14 protein-coding genes and 1 pseudogene are annotated in these 18154 nt (G+C 74.2%); 13 read left to right on the plus strand and 2 right to left on the minus strand.

Translation table 11 applies throughout. From position 1 onward, the window contains the following. Positions 1-164: 164 nt before the first annotated feature. On the plus strand, positions 165-884 hold the full coding sequence (locus L6E17_RS04575) for a GntR family transcriptional regulator (protein WP_236239659.1): 720 nt from the start codon (positions 165-167) through the stop codon (positions 882-884). Positions 885-1283: 399 nt separating this feature from the next. On the opposite strand, the gene L6E17_RS04580 is transcribed toward L6E17_RS04575, so the two are convergent. Continuing rightward, positions 1284-2204, minus strand: coding sequence for a hypothetical protein (locus L6E17_RS04580; protein ID WP_236239430.1), 921 nt, complete (start codon positions 2202-2204; stop codon positions 1284-1286). A 300-nt stretch (positions 2205-2504) separates the two neighbouring features. Here L6E17_RS04580 and L6E17_RS04585 point away from each other — a divergent pair, with 300 nt between their 5' ends. The 12 genes and pseudogenes from L6E17_RS04585 (at position 2505) to L6E17_RS04640 (ending at position 16286) form a co-directional block, all read left to right on the plus strand. Then, on the plus strand, positions 2505-3968 hold the full coding sequence (locus L6E17_RS04585; protein WP_236239431.1) for a DUF2079 domain-containing protein: 1464 nt from the start codon (positions 2505-2507) through the stop codon (positions 3966-3968). A 1022-nt stretch (positions 3969-4990) separates the two neighbouring features. Then, positions 4991-5887 carry a glutamate ABC transporter substrate-binding protein gene (locus L6E17_RS04590; RefSeq protein ID WP_236239432.1) on the plus strand — a complete coding sequence of 299 codons (897 nt, stop codon included), beginning with the start codon at positions 4991-4993 and terminating at the stop codon, positions 5885-5887. A 437-nt stretch (positions 5888-6324) separates the two neighbouring features. Then, positions 6325-7440, plus strand: coding sequence for a glycosyltransferase family 2 protein (locus tag L6E17_RS04595; protein ID WP_236239433.1), 1116 nt, complete (start codon positions 6325-6327; stop codon positions 7438-7440). Positions 7441-7795: 355 nt separating this feature from the next. Continuing rightward, entirely contained in the window at positions 7796-8830 is a 1035-nt protein-coding gene (locus tag L6E17_RS04600) for a sugar ABC transporter substrate-binding protein (RefSeq protein WP_236239434.1), read from the plus strand. After that, on the plus strand, positions 8827-9894 hold the full coding sequence (locus tag L6E17_RS04605) for an ABC transporter permease (protein WP_236239435.1): 1068 nt from the start codon (positions 8827-8829) through the stop codon (positions 9892-9894). The genes L6E17_RS04600 and L6E17_RS04605 overlap by 4 nt, the downstream gene beginning before the upstream one ends. Then, positions 9891-10691, plus strand: coding sequence for an ATP-binding cassette domain-containing protein (locus L6E17_RS04610; protein ID WP_236239436.1), 801 nt, complete (start codon positions 9891-9893; stop codon positions 10689-10691). The genes L6E17_RS04605 and L6E17_RS04610 overlap by 4 nt, the downstream gene beginning before the upstream one ends. Before the next feature lie 287 nt (positions 10692-10978). Then, positions 10979-12196, plus strand: coding sequence for an ROK family glucokinase (locus tag L6E17_RS04615; RefSeq protein WP_236239437.1), 1218 nt, complete (start codon positions 10979-10981; stop codon positions 12194-12196). Next, positions 12193-12774, plus strand: a complete 582-nt coding sequence (locus L6E17_RS04620; protein WP_236239438.1) for a hypothetical protein — start codon at positions 12193-12195, stop codon at positions 12772-12774. The genes L6E17_RS04615 and L6E17_RS04620 overlap by 4 nt, the downstream gene beginning before the upstream one ends. 289 nt (positions 12775-13063) lie before the next feature. Then, positions 13064-14241, plus strand: a pseudogene (gene pcaC / locus L6E17_RS04625) (4-carboxymuconolactone decarboxylase). A 46-nt stretch (positions 14242-14287) separates the two neighbouring features. Continuing rightward, on the plus strand, positions 14288-14920 hold the full coding sequence (locus L6E17_RS04630; protein WP_236239439.1) for an MBL fold metallo-hydrolase: 633 nt from the start codon (positions 14288-14290) through the stop codon (positions 14918-14920). Between the two features lie 54 nt (positions 14921-14974). Continuing rightward, on the plus strand, positions 14975-15754 hold the full coding sequence (locus L6E17_RS04635) for an exodeoxyribonuclease III (RefSeq protein WP_236239440.1): 780 nt from the start codon (positions 14975-14977) through the stop codon (positions 15752-15754). 91 nt (positions 15755-15845) lie between these two features. Beyond that, positions 15846-16286: a DUF6278 family protein gene (locus L6E17_RS04640; RefSeq protein ID WP_236239441.1), complete on the plus strand. Its 441-nt coding sequence runs from the start codon at positions 15846-15848 to the stop codon at positions 16284-16286. A gap of 159 nt (positions 16287-16445) precedes the next feature. Here L6E17_RS04640 and L6E17_RS04645 read toward each other — a convergent pair whose 3' ends face one another. Then, on the minus strand, positions 16446-18041 hold the full coding sequence (locus L6E17_RS04645) for an alpha/beta fold hydrolase (protein ID WP_236239442.1): 1596 nt from the start codon (positions 18039-18041) through the stop codon (positions 16446-16448). Between the last annotated feature and the right edge of the window lie 113 nt (positions 18042-18154).

Below are 18154 nucleotides of genomic sequence, written 5' to 3' on the forward strand. Positions count from 1 at the left end.
CCCCAAGTGCTCACGCTCGGGATGCCGTGTCAAGCATCGCATCCGACATTTGTCCGGACAATGTGACTTCACGACTTCCCGTCATCATTTCCCGCGGTTACGCTCGCCCCGTGGCCAAGCAGACCCGAGACGCGACCGGACCCGCCGTCGAGCTGCCGCTCGGCGTGGACCGCACCAGCCCCGTGCCGCTCTACTACCAGCTCTCCCAGCAGTTGGAAGCGGCCATCGAGAACGGGACCCTCACTCCGGGCAGCCTCCTCGGCAACGAGATCGACCTCGCCCACCGCCTCGGCCTGTCCCGCCCCACCGTGCGCCAGGCCATCCAGGCCCTCGTCGACAAGGGCCTCCTCGTCCGGCGCCGAGGCGTCGGCACCCAGGTCGTCCACAGCCAGGTGAAACGCCCCCTCGAACTCAGCAGCCTCTACGACGACCTGGAGGCCGCCGGGCAGCGTCCCGCCACCCGGCTCCTGGCCCAGCGCACCGAACCCGCGAGCGCCGAGGTCGCCGCCGCCCTCGCCGTCCCGGAGGGTGCCGACGTCCTGTACGTGGAACGGCTCCGCAGTGCTCACGGCGAGCCCATGGCGCTGCTCCGCAACCACCTGCCCGCGGGGCTGCTCGGCCTCGACGGCGGGCGGCTGGAGGCCACCGGCCTCTACCGGCTGATGCGCGGTGCGGGCATCACCCTCCACAGCGCCCGCCAGGCCGTCGGCGCCCGCGCCGCCCTGGACGCGGAGGCCGAGCTGCTCGGCGAGCCCGCGGGCGCGCCCGTCCTGACGATGGAGCGCACCACGTACGACGACACCGGGCGCCCCGTCGAGTTCGGCTCCCACATCTACCGGGCCTCCCGCTACGCCTTCGAGTTCCGACTCCTCGTGCGCGGCTAGGTCCTACCGCCTCCCCGCAGCCGCCTGCGCGGCGTGCCCCACGGCCGCAGGCCCGGCTCGCAGGACCGGGCCGAAGCCGACCCTCACCGTGGGCGACGAGACCGGGCGGGCCCGCCGCGTGCAGCGGGGCCGCCGCAGGGCCCGCCGGGCTCCGGCCGCACCGCGACCGGCCCGTGGAGGAGGGTGGCGGGCCCTTTCTGCCCCGCCCTTCCAGCGGGGCCGTGCTGCGCGACGGGTAAACGAACGGGGCGGCAGCGCAAGGCTCCTGCCGGCCTGTCTGGGTTCCTGCGCGGCTGCGGGTGTGACCGTTTCCTGTACGACCCGTGGCCCGCCACCACGCGGGTGTGCCGTGCCCGGAGCGCTCGGGGCACGGCACACCTCGGCGGGGTTCCGGTGGCGTCAGGTGCGCTGACCGGACTTCGCCAGGCCCTTGTCGGCGGCCATGGGGCCGGCGCCCGGCACCGGCACGCTGCGGGCGGCGACCTCCTCACCCGGCTGCGGGCTCGCGGGAGTCCACACGACGGGGTCCGAGCAGTCCAGCAGGTCCGGTTCGCCCCGGTCGACCTCGCAACTCGTCTCGTAGACCTCGCCCTCGGTGGTGACCACCTCGACGATGACCTCGTTCATGGTCTCCGCGATGGAGATGCCGCAGGGGTTCTCCGGGTAGCCCACGGCGCCGTCGGTGAGGTCGTACCAGGTGTACGCGGGCTCGTTCGGGTTCGGCGCGTTGAAGTCGTAGACACCGGCGTACGCGGTCCCGTCCGGGGTCAGGACGGCCTTGTACTTGACCTCCTGCTCGTCCCAGGACGTGGCGACGGACACGCACGGCCCGACGGGGCCCGTGGCACCCGTCGCACCTGTGGCGCCGGTCGGGCCGGTCGGTCCCGTGGCGCCGGTGGCGCCCGTCGGGCCCGTGGGGCCGGTGGCGCCGCCGCCCGGGCCGGCAGGACCGGTCGGGCCCGTGGCGCCGGTGGCGCCCGTGGGACCGGTCGGACCCGTGGGCCCGGTGGGGCCGGTCGGCCCGGTGGCCCCCTTGCACTTGTCCTTGTCGTGGCCGTGGTCACCGCCCGCGGCCGGGGAACCGGCCAGCGGCCCGTACAGGTCCTCGTCGGGGCCGCCGTTCTCGTGGGGCCGGCACTTGTCGCCGGTCGCCGGTACCGCGGCCGCCTGCGACGGGGACACGCCCGTCTGCGTCGCCAGTGCGGTGCCGCTGAAGCCCAGCAGGACGAGTGCCACCGAAGCCATGGCCCCGCCGGCCAGCCACGTGCCCCTGGAGGGGAGGGGGCCGAGGGGGGAGGGGGTCCTGTTCTCAGGACTCATGGGATGTGCTCCTCGTGGAAGCGAATGGAGTGGGTGCGGAGGCTTCAGGCCTCCATACGCATGAATGTGATCGAACGTGCACACACACGACGGACAAATCGTTCGATTCGTCAGATCGGATGACCGGAAGTGCGTCAGGGGGAGCAGCCTCCGGGAGCGGCCGCTCCGGGAGCGGGCCTCGCCTGCTTCGTCTCGGCTGTTCGGAGGATTCCGGCCGCAGCGGAGGGCGTCCGAGGGCCTGTCCGGAGCGGCGCTGGCATCGTGAGGGGCCTGGAACCCCGCTTCCGGAAGGGCACCGTCATGCAGGCACCCCCCACCCCGAGCCTCGCGTTCCCGCCCCGGCAGCCGGCCGCACCCGAAGAGGCGGAACCGGCGGCGCCGCGCGGCAGCGGCCCCGGCATCACCTGGTGGATGTGGTCCCTGGCGGGGGCCCTCTTCCTCGCGTACACGACGCTGTCGCTCCGGCTCCACCAGCGGATGCTGACGAACGCCTTCGACCTGGCCATCTTCGAACAGGTCGTGCAGTCCTACGCCGCCGGACACCTGCCGGTCTCCGAGGTGAAGGGACCGGACTTCCCCGTACTGGGGGACCACTTCCATCCCGTCCTGGCCCTGATCGCGCCCCTCTACCGGCTCTGGCCCTCACCCGTGGTGCTGCTCGTCGTCCAGGCCGCCCTGATCGCCGGGAGCGTCCTCCCCCTGACGCTGTGGGCCCGCCGGGCCCTCGGCACGGGCCCGGCCGCCGTCATCGGCGGCTGCTACGGCCTGTCCTGGGGGATCGCGAGCGGTGTCGCCGCCGACTTCCACGAGGTCGCCTTCGCGGTCCCCCTCCTCGCGTGCTCCCTGAGCGCCCTCGGCAGCGACCGGCTGACGGCCGCGGCGTGCTGGGCCCTGCCCCTGGTGCTGGTGAAGGAGGACCTCGGGCTCACGGTGGCCGTGATCGGCCTCCTGATCGCGGCCCGCGGCCGGCGCCGCCTCGGGTACGCCACAGCCGCGGCCGGCCTGGCCGGCACGGCCCTCGCCATGCTGGTCATCCTCCCGGCCTTCCACCCCGCGGGGTCGTACGCCTACACGCACTGGGTGGCGGGCAGCGGTGCCGGCGGGGCGGCGGACCTGCTGCACAAGGTCACGATCGGCATGATCACCCCGGAGGCCAAGGCCACCACCCTGCTCCTCGTGCTGGCGCCGACCCTGTTCCTGGCCCTGCGGTCGCCGCTGCTGTGGGTGGCGCTGCCGACCCTCCTGTGGCGCTTCGCCTCCGACCTGTCCACCCACTGGGGCACCGGCTACCACTACTCGCTGGTGCTGATGCCGGTCGTCTTCGCCGCCTTCGTCGACGCCCTGGCCCGGCGCCGCCCCGACCGCGGCAGCCTCCGCCGCCACCTCGCCGGCTGCGCCGCGGTCACCCTCCTGCTGCTGCCGAGCTACCCGCTCTGGTGGCTCGTGCAGCCGGAGACCTGGCGGCACGACCCGCGCGTCGCCACGGCGCACCGCCTGATGGACCGGATCCCCGACGGGGTCACGGTGCAGGCGTCCAACCAGCTCGTGCCGCAGCTCGCGGACCGGACCAGCGTCAGTCTGTACGGCTGGGCGGACAGCCGCCCCGACCCCGAGTGGATCATGGTGGACACGCGGGTACCGCAGCACCGCCGCTGGCCCCAGGACTTCTTCGCGGAGCGGAAATCACTGCAGCAGGCCCGGCAGCAGGGCTACCGCACCGTCGCCGAGCAGGACGGCTTCGTCCTGCTCAGCCGCTCCCGCTGACCACGCGCCCCGCCTCGCCTGCGCCCCGGCTCCCCTCCACCCAGCCTCCCTCCGCCCCGCCTGTCCCTGCGCCCCGCCTCTCCCGGCCGTCCGTCCCGCACGGGCGGCCCTTCCTCGGGGTACGCGGGGGGCGGGGGAGCGGCCGCCGCCGCGGGACGACCGCCTTGCTCACGGGGCGGTACGGCGGGGGCCGGGGCGCCGGCTCCGTACGGATCCGGACGCCGTACGGGTCCGCAGGCCGTATGGAGCCGGGCGCGGTACGGTCCGGGTGTTGCCGCGCCGTCGACGGACTTGAACAGCGCCATGCCGTAAGGCTGTTCCGTGTCGGCCGGATTGTCGGCGGGAAAGGAGCACCGGGGTCCTTGCGCGTCCCTTTCCCGCAAGCCGCCCCTATTCCGGATGTGGTGGCGATCCCGGTGGCACGGACTTTGCCGGTGGCGGCCCCTGCGTAAATCCGTTGAGGGTGCGAACTGCGCGGCGGACGGATTCCCCGATCCCCGTCCGGCCCGTTTCCCCGCACGCGCCGGCCCGCTCGCAGAGATCATCTCGCTGGGAAAGGCCCAGGGTTCCCCGGAGGCAGTGGCCGAAGCGGGGGGAATATCCCGGAGTGACTGTTTGCCTTCCAATCGTGATCCTCAATTTCCGCTCAAACGGGATGGCAATTCCCGCGCCCCGCGCCTAGCGTCCTCGGCGACCCGAACGGGGCAGAGGCGAGAGCGGCAGATGGGCGGAGCGTCAGTGGCGAAGAGCGCGGTGGTTGCCGCGGCGACTGACGGCCCGTCGGCGCCACCGGGCGGGCATGGAGGCTGTCGGCCCGCGTCCCGCAGGACATCGGGCTGATCGCAGCCGCGGCGAGGTGGAGGTCCGGAGATCCGGGCCGGGGCGGGCCATCTCGCGGCGCGCGGTCGGCGCCCCGGAAGCCGACCGGTCCGGGCGCGCCACCGCACGACGGCGGAGCACCCCCTTTCTCTCCGGACCTCTGTCACCGACCCCTCTGCATCCACGACTTGAGAGATTCCCGCATGAAGCTGCCCAAGGCCTCAGCCGCCGCCTCCGCCGTCGTCCTCGCGCTGACCCTCACCGCGTGCGGCGAGGAGAGGGCCGACGACGCACGGTCGATCGCCCCGGAGACGCCCCGATACGAGGTCGCGCAGGATGTCGAGCTGGACTCCCCGACGCTCGCCAAGGCCAAAGAGCGCGGCCGGCTGATCATCGGCTCGAAGGCCGACCAGCCGTACCTCAGCTACGAGGACCCGGCCACCAAGCAGCGTTCCGGCTTCGACATCGAGATCGCCCGGATGATCGCCGCGGACCTCGGCTTCGGCGAGGACCGGATCGAGTGGAAGACGGTCCAGACCGGCGTCCGCGAGGAGGCCATCGTCCAAGGACAGGTCGACTACTACGTCGGCACGTACACCATCAACGACCAGCGCAAGGAGCTCGTCGGCTTCGCCGGGCCGTACTACAGAGCCGGTGCGGACCTCCTCGTCCGGAAGGACGAGGAGAGCATCACAGGCCCCACCGCGCTGGACGGCAGGAAGGTCTGCTCCATCGTCGGGTCCACCGCGCTGCAGGAGATCAAGAAGCCCAAGTACGGTGCGCAGACCACGGAGCTGTCCAAGTACTCCGACTGCGTGCAGCAGCTCCTGGACGGCCACGTCGACGCCGTCACGACGGACGACGCGATCCTCAAGAGCTACGCGGCTTCCGACCCCGACAAGCTCAAGGTGATCGGCAGGGCCTTCACCTACGAGCCGTACGGCATCGGCATGGCCAAGGACGACAGGCCGCTCCGCGAGTTCGTCAACGACTCGCTGGAGCGGCGCTGGAAGGACGGCACCTACCGCAGGATCTACGACGCCACGCTCGGCCTGTCGGGCTCTCCCTACGACGAGCCGCCGGCCGTCGAGCGCTACTGAGCCGGACCGCGAGGCCGCCCCGCGCCGGCCTCGGCGCGGCCTCGCTCGGGGCGGGTGCGGGGCGTGGTCCCCGGCCCTGCGGCGGCGCGGTCCCGCTCCCGTCCGGACACCGGCCACGTCCACCGCGCACCGGCCGCGCTCGGGGCGGGTGCGGGGCGGTACCGCTCGCAGCGGTGCGGTGGCCTGCGGCCTCCGGTCCCGTGGCGCCGCGGCCCGGTCTCCCCGCCCCGGTGCCGCTCTCGTCCGTCCGGCCCGCGCCGCCCGGCGGGACGCGTGGGCCGGGCCCCAGGCGCGGGCAGTGCGGAGAACCCGTCCGCACCGGGATCGGCCGCCCGACACACGCGGCAGGTCTGCCGCAGCGTGCTTGTAGCGGCCCGGCCGACTGGATAGCGTCCCACGCGACGGTCTGCGCCATCGGAACGGTTGGGATGGGCCCGGTGAAACCAACAGTCTGCCTGAACATGATCGTCAAGAACGAGGCGCCCGTGATCCGCCGCTGCCTCGCCTCCGTACGGCCCCTGGTCGACACGTGGACCATCGTCGACACCGGGTCCACCGACGGCACACAGGACGTCATCCGGGAAGCCCTCGCCGATCTGCCGGGCACCCTGTACGAGCGGCCCTGGAAGGGCTACGACGGGAGCCGCACCGAGGCGATCGAGCTGGCCCGCGACCGCGCCGACTACCTCTTCTTCATCGACGCGGACGACGTCCTGGAGACCGAACCGGACTTCACCGCGCCCGACCTCTCCCACGACGCCTACCGGGTCACGCTGCACGACACGGGCATCGTCCACTGGCGGCCCGCCCTCGTGTCGACGCGGCTGCCCTGGCGCTACGTCGGGGTCCTGCACGAGTACATCGACTGCGGAGGCCCGTACACCCTGGGCACCCTCGAAGGGGCCCACATCCGCTCCGTCGGCGGCGGTGCGCGGCTGCGGGGCGAGGGGCTGCGGCAGAAGTACCTCCGCGACGCCGCGATCCTGGAGGAGGGCCTCGCCCGGGAGCCCGGCAACGCCCGCTACGTCTTCTACCTGGCCCAGAGCTGGCGGGACGCGGGCGAGCCGGAGAAGTCGCTCGCCGCGTACGACCGCCGGGCGGCCATGGGCGGCTGGGAGGAGGAGGTCTTCTGCTCCCGCCTCTACGCCGCACGCCTCGCCGCCGCCCTGGAACGGCCCGAGGCCGAGGTCGTGGACCGCTACCTCCGCGCCCACGAGAGCCGCCCCGCCCGCGCCGAGGCCCTCGGCGACCTCGCCCGCCACTGCCGCCTCAACGGGCCCCGCTGGCCGCTGGCCCACCTCGTCGCCCGGCAGGCGGCCCGCACGCCGTTTCCGGCGGACATCCTCTTCGTCGAGCACGAGTGGTACGCGTGGCGGGCCCTCGACGAGCTCGCCGTGGCGGCCTACTGGGTGGGGGAGTACGACGAGGCGCGGGAGTGCTGCGAGCGCCTCCTCGACGGCGACGCCCTGCCCGCGGACCACCGCGACCGCGTGCGGCGCAACCTGGAGTTCGCCTGGCGGGGAGCGGGAGCGCCGGGACTCGTCGACGCGTGACCGCCGACGCCCCGACGCCCCTGCACGCCACCCGCCGCCTCTCCCCGCCGCTCGTCGCTCGTCGCTCGTCGCTCGCCGGGCAGCCCGGCAGCCCGGCCGCCCGCCCGTCGCCCCTCCCCGCCGCCCGCCGCCCGCCTGGCCGATCTCCTCCCTTCCGACCGCCGGTCGGCGCTCCTCCTCCACGCCCGCCGGTCCGGCGTACTTCCCCGCCGCCCGCCGGGCCGGGCGGCGGCCGGCGCCCCCGTCTCCGGGCGCCGATCCGCCATGACCGATACTTGACCCGGCCGGGAGCGGACAAAAGCCCCTTCCCGGCCTCGGTACGGCAGCAGGACGGACAAGCGGGAGGCGGGCCATCGTGGCAAGGGCGCGGACGACAGGTCGGGCGGGTGCACGCGGGGCGGCCGCCGTGCTGGCGGTGGTGCTCGGCCTGATCGCGGCCACCGGCTGCAGCGCCACCGGCGGCAAGCGCGCCGAGGACGCGCGCAAGGCCGCCGCGGCCGCACAGAACGGCCGCCCCGCCGTGGACACCCCCCGCTGGACCATCGCCATGGTGACGCACTCCGGCGACGGCGACACGTTCTGGGACATCGTCCAGAAGGGCGCCCGCCAGGCCGCGGCCAAGGACAACGTCGACTTCCTCTACGCCCACAGCGACCAGGGCCAGGAGCAGGCCCAGCTCGTCGACGCGTACGTCGCGAAGAAGGTCGACGGGCTGATCGTCACCCTCGCCAAGCCGGAGGCGCTCAAGGCGTCCGTCGCCCGCGCGGTCGCCGCCGGCATCCCCGTCGTCACCGTGAACTCCGGCTCCGAGCAGTCCGCCGCCTTCGGCGCCCTCACCCACATCGGGCAGGACGAGACCGTCGCCGGCCGGGCCGTCGGCGACGCGCTCGACGAGCGGGGCCGCAAGAAGGCGCTGTGCGTCCTGCACGAGCAGGGCAACGTCGGCCACGAGCAGCGCTGCGACGGCATCCGCGAGACCTTCGACGGCGAGCTGCAGAACCTGTACGTCGACGGCACCAACATGCCCGACGTCACGGCGTCCATCGAGGCCAAGCTCCAGACCGACCCGGCCCTGGACGCCGTCGTCACCCTCGGCGCGCCCTACGCCGACGCCGCCGCCCAGGCCAAGCGCACGGCCGGAGCGAAGGCGGAGATCGCCACCTTCGACCTCAACGCCAAGGTCGCCGCCGCCCTCGGCAGCGGCACCCTCGCCTTCGCCGTCGACCAGCAGCCGTACCTCCAGGGCTACGAGGCCGTGGACCTGCTGTGGCTCCACCGCTACAACGCCCATGTCCTCGGCGGCGGCCGCCCCGTCCTCACCGGCCCGCAGATCGTCACGGAGAAGGACGCGGCCGCACTGGCCGAGTACACCGAGCGAGGCACCCGATGACCGCCACCGCCCCGCCCCGGCCCCAGGGCCCCGGCCCCGCCGAGCAGCTGCCTGCCGCGCCGCCCGCGAGGCGGCTCGCCCGCAGGCTGCTCACCCGGCCCGAGCTCGGCTCCGTCGTCGGTGCCCTCGCCGTCTTCCTCTTCTTCGCCGTCGCCGCCGACGGCTTCCTCACCGCCGCCGGCCTCGGCACCGTCCTGTACGCCGCGTCCACGATCGGCATCATGGCCGTCCCCGTCGCCCTCCTCATGATCGGCGGCGAGTTCGACCTGTCGGCCGGCGTCCTGGTCACCACGGCGGCGCTGACCTCGTCGATGGTCAGCTACCAGCTGACCGCGAACGTCTGGGTCGGCGTCGGCGTGTCCCTGCTGGCGGCCCTCGCCGTCGGGCTGTTCAACGGTTTCCTGCTGACCCGCACCCGGCTGCCCAGCTTCATCGTCACCCTCGGCACGTTCCTGATGCTGACCGGCCTCAACCTCGGCGTCACCAAGCTCGTCAGCGGCACCGTCTCCACCAAGACCATCGCCGACATGGAGGGCTTCCCCTCGGCCCGCGCCGTGTTCGCCTCCGAGCTGACCCTCGGCGGCGCCACCCTCAAGGTCACCATCCTGTGGTGGCTCGGCCTCGTCGCCGCCGCCACCTGGATCCTGCTGCGCACCCGCTTCGGCAACTGGGTCTTCGCCGTCGGCGGCGGCGCCGACGCCGCCCGCGCCGTCGGCGTCCCCGTACGGCGCACGAAGATCCTCCTCTACGCGGGTGTCGCCTTCGGCGCCTGGATCGCCGGCCAGCACCTGCTGTTCTCGTTCGACGCCGTCCAGTCCGGGGAGGGCGTCGGCAACGAACTGATCTACATCATCGCCGCCGTCATCGGGGGCTGCCTGATCACCGGCGGATACGGGTCCGCCGTCGGCTCCGCCGTGGGCGCCCTCATCTTCGGCATGACCGGCAAGGGCATCGTGTACGCCGAGTGGAACCCCGACTGGTTCACCTTCTTCCTCGGAGCGATGCTGCTCCTCGCGACCCTGCTCAACGCCTGGGTCCGCAAGCGCGCGGAGGCCACCCCGTGACGACCGCGACCACCCCCGCACCGCTCGTCGCACTCGACGGCGTCAGCAAGCACTACGGCACCGTCCGCGCGCTGGAGGACGTCTCCCTCCAGGTCCACGCCGGGCAGATCACCTGCGTCCTCGGGGACAACGGCGCCGGCAAGTCCACCCTCATCAAGATCATCGCCGGGCTGCACGCCCACGACGCGGGAACCCTGCGCATCGACGGCGAGGAGACCGTGCTGTCCTCCCCGCGCGACGCCCTCGACCGCGGCATCGCCACCGTCTACCAGGACCTCGCCGTCGTCCCCCTCATGCCGGTGTGGCGGAACTTCTTCCTCGGCTCCGAGCCCACCACCGGCAAGGGCCCCTTCCGGCGGCTCGACACCGCCCGCATGCGCGCCACCACCCGCGCCGAACTGCTCCGCATGGGCATCGACCTGCGGGACGTGGACCAGCCCATCGGCACCCTGTCCGGAGGCGAGCGGCAGTGCGTCGCCATCGCCCGGGCCATCCACTTCGGCGCCAAGGTCATCGTCCTGGACGAGCCCACCGCCGCCCTCGGCGTCAAGCAGTCCGGCGTCGTCCTGAAGTACGTGGCCGCCGCCCGGGACGCCGGCCTCGGCGTGGTGCTCATCACCCACAACCCGCACCACGCCCACCTCGTCGGCGACCGCTTCGTCCTCCTCCAGCGCGGCCGCATGGCGGCGAGCCACGCCAGGGGCTCCGTGACCCTCGACGAGCTCACCCGCCGGATGGCCGGGGGCAGCGAACTCGACGACCTGCGCCACGAACTGGAGCGGCCCACCGGAGCCTGAGCCGCCAGGGCCCCCGCCCGCCGACCGACCCGCACCCGCCGGCCCCCGCCCGCCGACCGACCCGCACCCGCCGGCCCCCGCCCGCCTTCCGGCCCGCGCCCGCCGCCGGGCGCGGCCCGCCGCCCCCGTACCGAAGGCGCGGGCCGCCGCGCCCGCCCGCCGCCACGGCCCGGCGGCCCGCGCGCACCGCCGCCCGGGACCGCGCACCTGGCAGAATCGGGGCGGCGGGCGCCGTCCGCCGCCGGACCGCCCCGGCCCGGCCCACCACCGCAAGGCGACAGGACCTCGTGAGCACCCACCGCGACCTCAGCCACCGCGGCAGCGCCCGCGGCACCGTCCTGCGCACCGTGGGCACCCGCGAACGCCGCTCCCACCTGAGCGCCCCCCGCGTGCCCACCGTCGGCATCGACATCGGCGGGACGAAGGTCATGGCCGGCGTCGTCGACGCGGACGGCGCCATCCTGGAGAAGGTCCGCACCGAGACCCCCGACAAGTCCAAGAGCCCCAAGGTCGTCGAGGACACCATCGTCGAGCTCGTCCTGGACCTGTCCGACCGGCACGACGTGCACGCCGTCGGCATCGGAGCGGCCGGCTGGGTCGACGCCGACCGCAGCACCGTCCTCTTCGCCCCGCACCTGGCCTGGCGCAACGAACCCCTGCGCGACAACCTCCAGAGCAGGCTCGCCGTCCCCGTCATGGTCGACAACGACGCCAACACCGCCGCCTGGGCGGAGTGGCGCTTCGGCGCGGGCCGCGGCGAGGACCACCTCGTCATGATCACCCTCGGTACCGGGATCGGCGGCGCCATCCTGGAGGACGGCCGCGTCAAGCGCGGCAAGTACGGGGTCGCCGGCGAGTTCGGCCACATGCAGGTCGTCCCCGGGGGCCACCGCTGCCCGTGCGGCAACCGCGGCTGCTGGGAGCAGTACAGCTCGGGCAACGCCCTCGTACGGGAGGCCCGCGAACTCGCCGCCGCCGACTCGCCGGTCGCCCACGGCATCATCGAACGCGTCAAGGGCCAGGTCCCCGACATCACCGGCCCCCTGATCACCGAGCTGGCCCGCGAGGGCGACGCCATGTGCGTCGAACTGCTCCAGGACATCGGCCAGTGGCTCGGCGTCGGCATCGCCAACCTCGCCGCCGCACTCGACCCGTCCTGCTTCGTCATCGGCGGAGGCGTCAGCGCCGCCGACGACCTCCTCATCGGACCCGCCCGGGACGCCTTCCGCCGCCACCTCACCGGCCGCGGCTACCGCCCCGAGGCCCGTATCGCCAAGGCGCAGCTCGGCCCCGAGGCCGGCATGGTCGGCGCCGCCGACCTCGCCCGGCTCGTCGCCCGCCGCTTCCGCCGCGCCAACCGCCGCCGCGTCGAGCGGTACGAGCGGTACGAGCGCTACGCACAGGCGTTCCGCGGCGGCGCGGGGGGCCTCACCGGCCGCACCGTCCGCGACAGGAACACCGCCACCGGCGGCACCGCCCGCCCCGCCAAGGAACCCGAGGCATGACGACGACCCCCACCGACGTCACCCCGACCGCCCCCGCCGCCCCGAACGGCCCGGAGGAGCGGCGCGCCAGGATGCGGCACCGCAGACTCGCCGCCCTGGTCATCGCGCTGCTCGTCACCGCGTCCACCACGTACTACCTGATCTCCGCCGAGCAGAGCCGCTCCAGCGGCCGCGACAAGCAGGCCGAGTCCTCGGCGGTGGGCCTGCAGGACAGCTGGCCGTCCAAGATGAAGCGCCGCATCTACGAGGTGCCGATCCCCGGCGGGTCCACGGACGTCGCCTACTTCGAGACCAGCAACTGGAAGACCAGCCGGCTGTACGTGCAGTTCACCACCAACTCGACGGGCCTCGACCGGTACCTCGAACGCTCCGGCACCGAGCGCGCCGCCCTGGAGCACGGCCGGGTCACCGTCGGCGAACGGGACGCGGACACCGTCGGCTGGGACTTCGCCGCCGACCGCGACTGGGCCGCCACCACCGTCCCCAACGCCGACCCGCGGCCCACCCGGGACATCACCGTCGACCTCACCGACCCGGCCGTCCCCCGCGTGTACGTGGTCTCCACCACGACCCCGTAGCCGCCGGGCGCCACCCGGCGGCCGGCGCCCGGCCCGCGTCACTACCCTGGGCCCGTGACCGAGGTGACCGAGACGACGACCCCCACGCGCGGCCCCGACGCGGCCGGCCCCGCCGCCCGGAAGACGCCGCGGCGCCGCGGACCGCGCCGCCGTCCGCCCCGCAGTCCCCCGCCGGGCCGCCCCCGCCGAGCCGTCCCGGCGCCGCCCCAGGACGCTGCAGCACCGCAGCGACGGCCCCGAGGACGCCCCCGTCCTCGTCCTCGGCCCGTCCCTCGGGACCACGTGGCACATGTGGGACCGCCAGCTGCCCGGCCTCACCGCCCGCTGGCGGGTCGTCCGCTTCGACCTCCCCGGACACGGCGGCGCCCCCGCGGAGCCCGCCTGCTCCGTCGCCGAGCTCACCGACCGGCTCCTCGCCACCCTCGACGGACTCGGCGTCCAGCGCTTCGGCTACGCGGGCACGGCCCTCGGCGGAGCCGTCGGCGCCGACCTCGCGCTGCGCGCTCCGCACCGGCTCGCCGCCCTCACCCTGATCGCGGCCTCACCCCGCTTCGGCACCGCCGACGAGTACCGCCAGCGCGCGGTCGCCGTCCGCGCGGGCGGCCTCGAACCCCTCGCCGCCGGCGCGCCCGAGCGGTGGTTCACCCCGGGCTTCGCCGCCGCCCAGCCGGCGATCGCGGACTGGGCCGTCCAGATGGTCCGCACCACCGACCCGGGCTGCTACATCGCCGCCTGCGAGGCCCTCGCCGCGTTCGACGTCCGTGCCGACCTCGCCAGGATCGGCGTGCCCACGCTGGTCCTCGTCGGCTCCGAGGACCGGGTCGCCGGCCCCGCCGAGGCCCGCACCCTCGTCGCCGGCATCCCCGACGCCCGGCTCGCCCTGGTGCCGGGCGCCTCGCACCTCGCCCCCATCGAGCAGCCCGCCGCCGTCACCGACCTGCTCGTCCGGCACTTCTCCGGCGCCCTGCAGGACACCCTCGCCGCCCTCCCCTCGCCGCCGCAGCCCCCGCGCCGCCCTTCACCCCCGGGCCCGCACCCGCACCGGCCGCCCCGGCGCAGCCGCCCGCCCCCGTGCCCCGCATCGAGGCAGACCCGTACGAGGCCGGTCTGCGGACCCGCCGCGAGGTCCTCGGCGACGCGTACGTGGACGGCCTCCTCGCCGCCGCCGACGACTTCACCCGGGACTTCCAGGACCTCGCCACCCGCTACGCCTGGGGCGGGGTGTGGACCCGCGACGGGCTCGACCGGCGCACCCGCAGCTGCGTCACCCTCGCCGCGCTGGCCGCCCGCGGCCACACCGACGAGCTCGCCGCCCACACCCGCGCCGCCCTCCGCAACGGCCTCACCCCGGCCGAGATCCGCGAGGTCCTGCTCCACACCGCCGTCTACTGCGGGCTGCCCGCCGCGAACGCGGCGTTCCGCGTCGCCCACCAGGTGATCAAGGAGGAGACGGCGCCCAGGCCATGACGGCGGGACATCGCGAAGAACCGCGTACGGAAGGCAGGATGGGCCCATGAAGCTGACCAAGAAGTCCCACGCCTGCGTCCGCCTGGAGAAGGACGGGCGGACCCTCGTCATCGACCCGGGCGGGTTCAGCGAGGAGGACGCCGCCCTCGGCGCCGACGCGGTCCTCATCACCCACGAGCACCCCGACCACTTCGAGGAGGGCCGCCTCCGGGCCGCTCTGGAGGCCGCCCCCGGCGCCGAGGTGTGGACGCTGCGCAGCGTCGCCGAGCGGATCTCCGCCGCCTTCCCCGGCCGCGTGCACACCGTGGGCGAGGGCGACACGTTCACCGCCGCCGGGTTCGACGTGGAGGTGCACGGCCAGTTGCACGCCGTCATCCACCCGGACCTGCCGCGCATCACCAACGTCGGCTATCTCGTGGACGGGTCCGTCTTCCACCCCGGTGACGCCCTCACCGTGCCCGGGCGGCCCGTCGAGACGCTGATGCTGCCCGTGATGGCGCCCTGGAGCAAGATCTCCGAGGTCATCGACTACGTCAGGGAGGTCAAGCCGCAGCGCACCATCGACGTCCACGACGCCCTGCTCACCCCGCTCGCCCGGCCGATCTACGACACCCACCTGGGCAACCTGAGCGGCGCCGAGCACCGGCGGCTGACCCCCGGCGCGTACACCGAGCTCTGACCCCGCGGCGGCGGGCGGCGGCCGTTGTCGGACCCCGCCGTTAGGCTTGCCGTCATGCGCATCGCCACCTGGAACGTCAATTCGATCACCGCCCGGCTCCCGCGGCTGCTGGCCTGGCTGGAGAGCAGCGGCACGGACGTGCTGTGCGTCCAGGAGACCAAGTGCACCGCCGAGCAGTTCCCCACCGCCGAGCTGCGGGAGCTGGGGTACGAGTCGGTGGTGAACGCCACCGGGCGGTGGAACGGCGTGGCCCTGGTGTCCCGGGTCGGCCTGGAGGACGTGGTCACCGGCCTGCCCGGAGGGCCGGACTACGACGGGGCGCAGGAGCCGCGGGCCGTCTCCGCGACCTGCGGTCCCGTCCGCCTCTGGTCCGTGTACGTGCCGAACGGCCGCGAGGTCGCCCACGAGCACTACGCGTACAAGCTGCGGTGGCTGGAGGCCCTGCAGGGCGCCGTCGCGGGGGACGCGGCCGGTGCCCGCCCCTTCGCCGTGCTCGGCGACTTCAACATCGCGCCCACCGACGACGACGTCTGGGACCGGTCGTTCTTCGAGGGCTCCACGCACGTCACCGCGCCCGAGCGGGCCGCGCTGGAGGGGCTGCGGGGCGTCGGCCTGAGCGATGTCGTGCCCCGCCCGCTCAAGTACGACCGCCCCTTCACGTACTGGGACTACCGCCAGCTGTGCTTCCCCAAGAACCGGGGCATGCGCATCGACCTCGTCTACGGCAACAAGGCGTTCGCGGCCGCCGTGCAGGACAGCTACGTGGACCGCGAGGAGCGCAAGGGCAAGGGCGCCTCCGACCACGCCCCGGTCGTCGTCGACCTGGACGTGTAGCGGACCGCGCCGCAGGGCGCGCAGGCGGACCGGAGCGCCGCCGCGCGCGCCCTGTCGTGCCCGCGGCGGCACCGGTGCCACCCTGGGCCGTATGAACTTCCCTTTCCTGGCCGCCTGGCGCAAGCGGCGCGGCGGCGGGCGGCACGCGACACTCGCCACCGCCTTCGAAGAGGACCCGGAGGGGGTCGCCGGCCTGCTGTCCGAGTGCTCCCTGCTGCGCGCCCGGGCGGCGGCCGCCGGAGTGCGCCTCGACGACAGCCCGCGCTCCCTGGAGGCCCTGGACCAACTGCTGCCACGCTGGCGCGAGGACCCCGAGGAGCTTCCGTGGGTGGGCAACGACGCGGGCCTGTACCTCGGCACGGTGATCGTGCGCACGGTCCCCGGGGCGGTGTGGGACGTGCTGCCCGCCGGGCGGCCCGTGGTGCGGCTGGTGTCGGGGCGGGAGCTGGACGTGGTCGCGGCGGGCCTGGACTGGGCGGTCACCGGCTCGCCGGAGCTGTCCCAGCGGTACGGCGAGGCCGCCGAAGGGTGACAGCCGCGACCCGTATGAGCGGTTCGCCCAGTTCACCCCCTTACGCAGCTTTTTGGGTAAATAGCGCTATTCCTGAGCCGTGCGTGTCGAGCTGTGGAGCGTCCCGGCGGCGCGCATAGTGTGCGCTGACCTCGAAACCTGCCCGGCCGAGGCCGAGGATCACTGCTCGCGCAGCGGCACCGACACGTACGAGGGGTCGGTGGGCGGCGAGGAGAAGGTCAGCCGCGCGCCGGTCGGGTTGTGGTCGATGTACAACGGGTCGACGCCGTCGAGCACCAGCGCCAGCCGGTGCCCGGCCGGCACGTCGTACGCGGTGGAGAACAGCTCCAGGTCCACGGTGAACGGCTCGCCCGGGGTGCGGCCGTGGAAGGTGTGGGGTGCGTTGCTCACCAGCCTGCCGAAACCGAGGGGGCCGACGTCGTAGAGGTACGCCACGAAGGTGCCGCTGCTGTCGGCGCTGGTGACGGTCGTGTGGAGGGTCGCGGTGCCGCGCACCTGCCGGGTGGTGCGGAACCGCTCGGACTGCCACACGGCGGCACGGGAGCGGGGGAGCAGCGGCACCGACACCGTGGGCGGCACGCGGAGGAACTGGTCGAGGGCGTTCGACAGCAGCGCGGTGCCGCCGTTGGCGCCCGAGTCGGCGTTCGCGTGGATGCGCTGCTCGCCGCCGAGGGGGATCCGGTGCCGGCGCTCGCCGACCGACCGCCAGTCGGGGTAGCCCTCGTAGGGGCCTCCGCTGCGGGACTTCAGCCGGACGGGCTGCTCGCGGTCGATGCCGTTGTCCGCGCCCTTCAGGTGGTGGTCGAACCAGCGCCGCGTGCTGGTCCACACGTCGTTCGGCAGGCCGAGCAGGCCGCCGGCCTCGGCGGTGGCGTGGTCGCCGGGGCGCAGTTCCAGCCGCTTGGGCCCGGCCAGTTTCTCGTAGAAGGAGGCGTACTGGTTGGGCGGGAAGACCGTGTCCCCCCAGGCGTTGCCCATCAGGATCGCGGGCCGGTGGGTGTTGAGCCGGTCCAGGTAGGTGGCGGGGGAGCGCTTGCGGCCCCAGTCGATCATCTCCTGCTCCCGGGACAGGTCCGAGGAGAGGAAGTCGTGCAGCACCTGGCGGAGCTCCGGACCCGGGCGTCCGGTGAGGTAGCCGGTGCCGCCCAGCAGGGCGGCCGCCTGGAGGTGCTGGGTGCGGCCGCTGTAGATGGAGTCGATGAGGTCGGCCCAGCCGCTGAGCGCCGCCACGGCCTTGATCCTCGGGTCGTGGGCGGCGGCCATGAGGCTGATGCCGGCGCCGTACGAGACGCCCGCCATGCCGATGCGCTCCGGGTCGGCGGGGGTGTGGGCCAGGGCCCAGTCGAGGACCGCGGAGGCGTCCGCCACGTCGGCGGGTCCGGCGACCTCGATGTGGCCGCCGGACTGCCAGAACCCCCGGGAGTTGTACGTGAGGACCACGTAGCCGGAGTCGGCGAGCTTGCGGGCCTGGGCGAGGTACTCGATCTGCGGGGTGGCCCAGCTGGTGGGGAGCACGACGAGCGGGAAGCGCCGGGTGCCGTCCGCGTGGGCGGGGGCGACGACGTTGGCCTTGAGTACCACCCCGCCGTGGCCGGTGATGTCGACGAACCGTATACCGGCCGCGGCCGCCGGTGCGGCGGCCGTCCGTGCGGGCTGCGCCGCCGCGGCGGCGGACCCGAGGGCCGTGCCGGCCGCCAGGGCGGCCGAGACCGCGCCGATGGCCGCGGTGCGCAGGGCGTTACGCGAAAGACCCACGGGTCACTCCTCACGTCGTCGCGTGATGGTTGAAAGTGAACCGAAGGTAACCGCAGCGGCTTACCGGAGGTAACTCCCCGGTAAGTTACGCGATGGTAACAATCGCGGCGGGC

Source organism: Streptomyces sp. CC228A (assembly GCF_021390935.1).
GTDB lineage: Bacteria > Actinomycetota > Actinomycetes > Streptomycetales > Streptomycetaceae > Streptomyces.

Coding starts and splice junctions, on each gene's coding strand:
- L6E17_RS04585 (WP_236239431.1), top strand. CDS start 2,505: ATGCAGGCACCCCCCACCCCGAGCCTCGCGTTCCCGCCCCGGCAGCCG.
- L6E17_RS04640 (WP_236239441.1), top strand. CDS start 15,846: ATGAACTTCCCTTTCCTGGCCGCCTGGCGCAAGCGGCGCGGCGGCGGG.
- L6E17_RS04620 (WP_236239438.1), top strand. CDS start 12,193: ATGACGACGACCCCCACCGACGTCACCCCGACCGCCCCCGCCGCCCCG.
- L6E17_RS04605 (WP_236239435.1), top strand. CDS start 8,827: ATGACCGCCACCGCCCCGCCCCGGCCCCAGGGCCCCGGCCCCGCCGAG.
- L6E17_RS04590 (WP_236239432.1), top strand. CDS start 4,991: ATGAAGCTGCCCAAGGCCTCAGCCGCCGCCTCCGCCGTCGTCCTCGCG.
- L6E17_RS04635 (WP_236239440.1), top strand. CDS start 14,975: ATGCGCATCGCCACCTGGAACGTCAATTCGATCACCGCCCGGCTCCCG.
- L6E17_RS04580 (WP_236239430.1), bottom strand. CDS start 2,204: ATGAGTCCTGAGAACAGGACCCCCTCCCCCCTCGGCCCCCTCCCCTCC.
- L6E17_RS04630 (WP_236239439.1), top strand. CDS start 14,288: ATGAAGCTGACCAAGAAGTCCCACGCCTGCGTCCGCCTGGAGAAGGAC.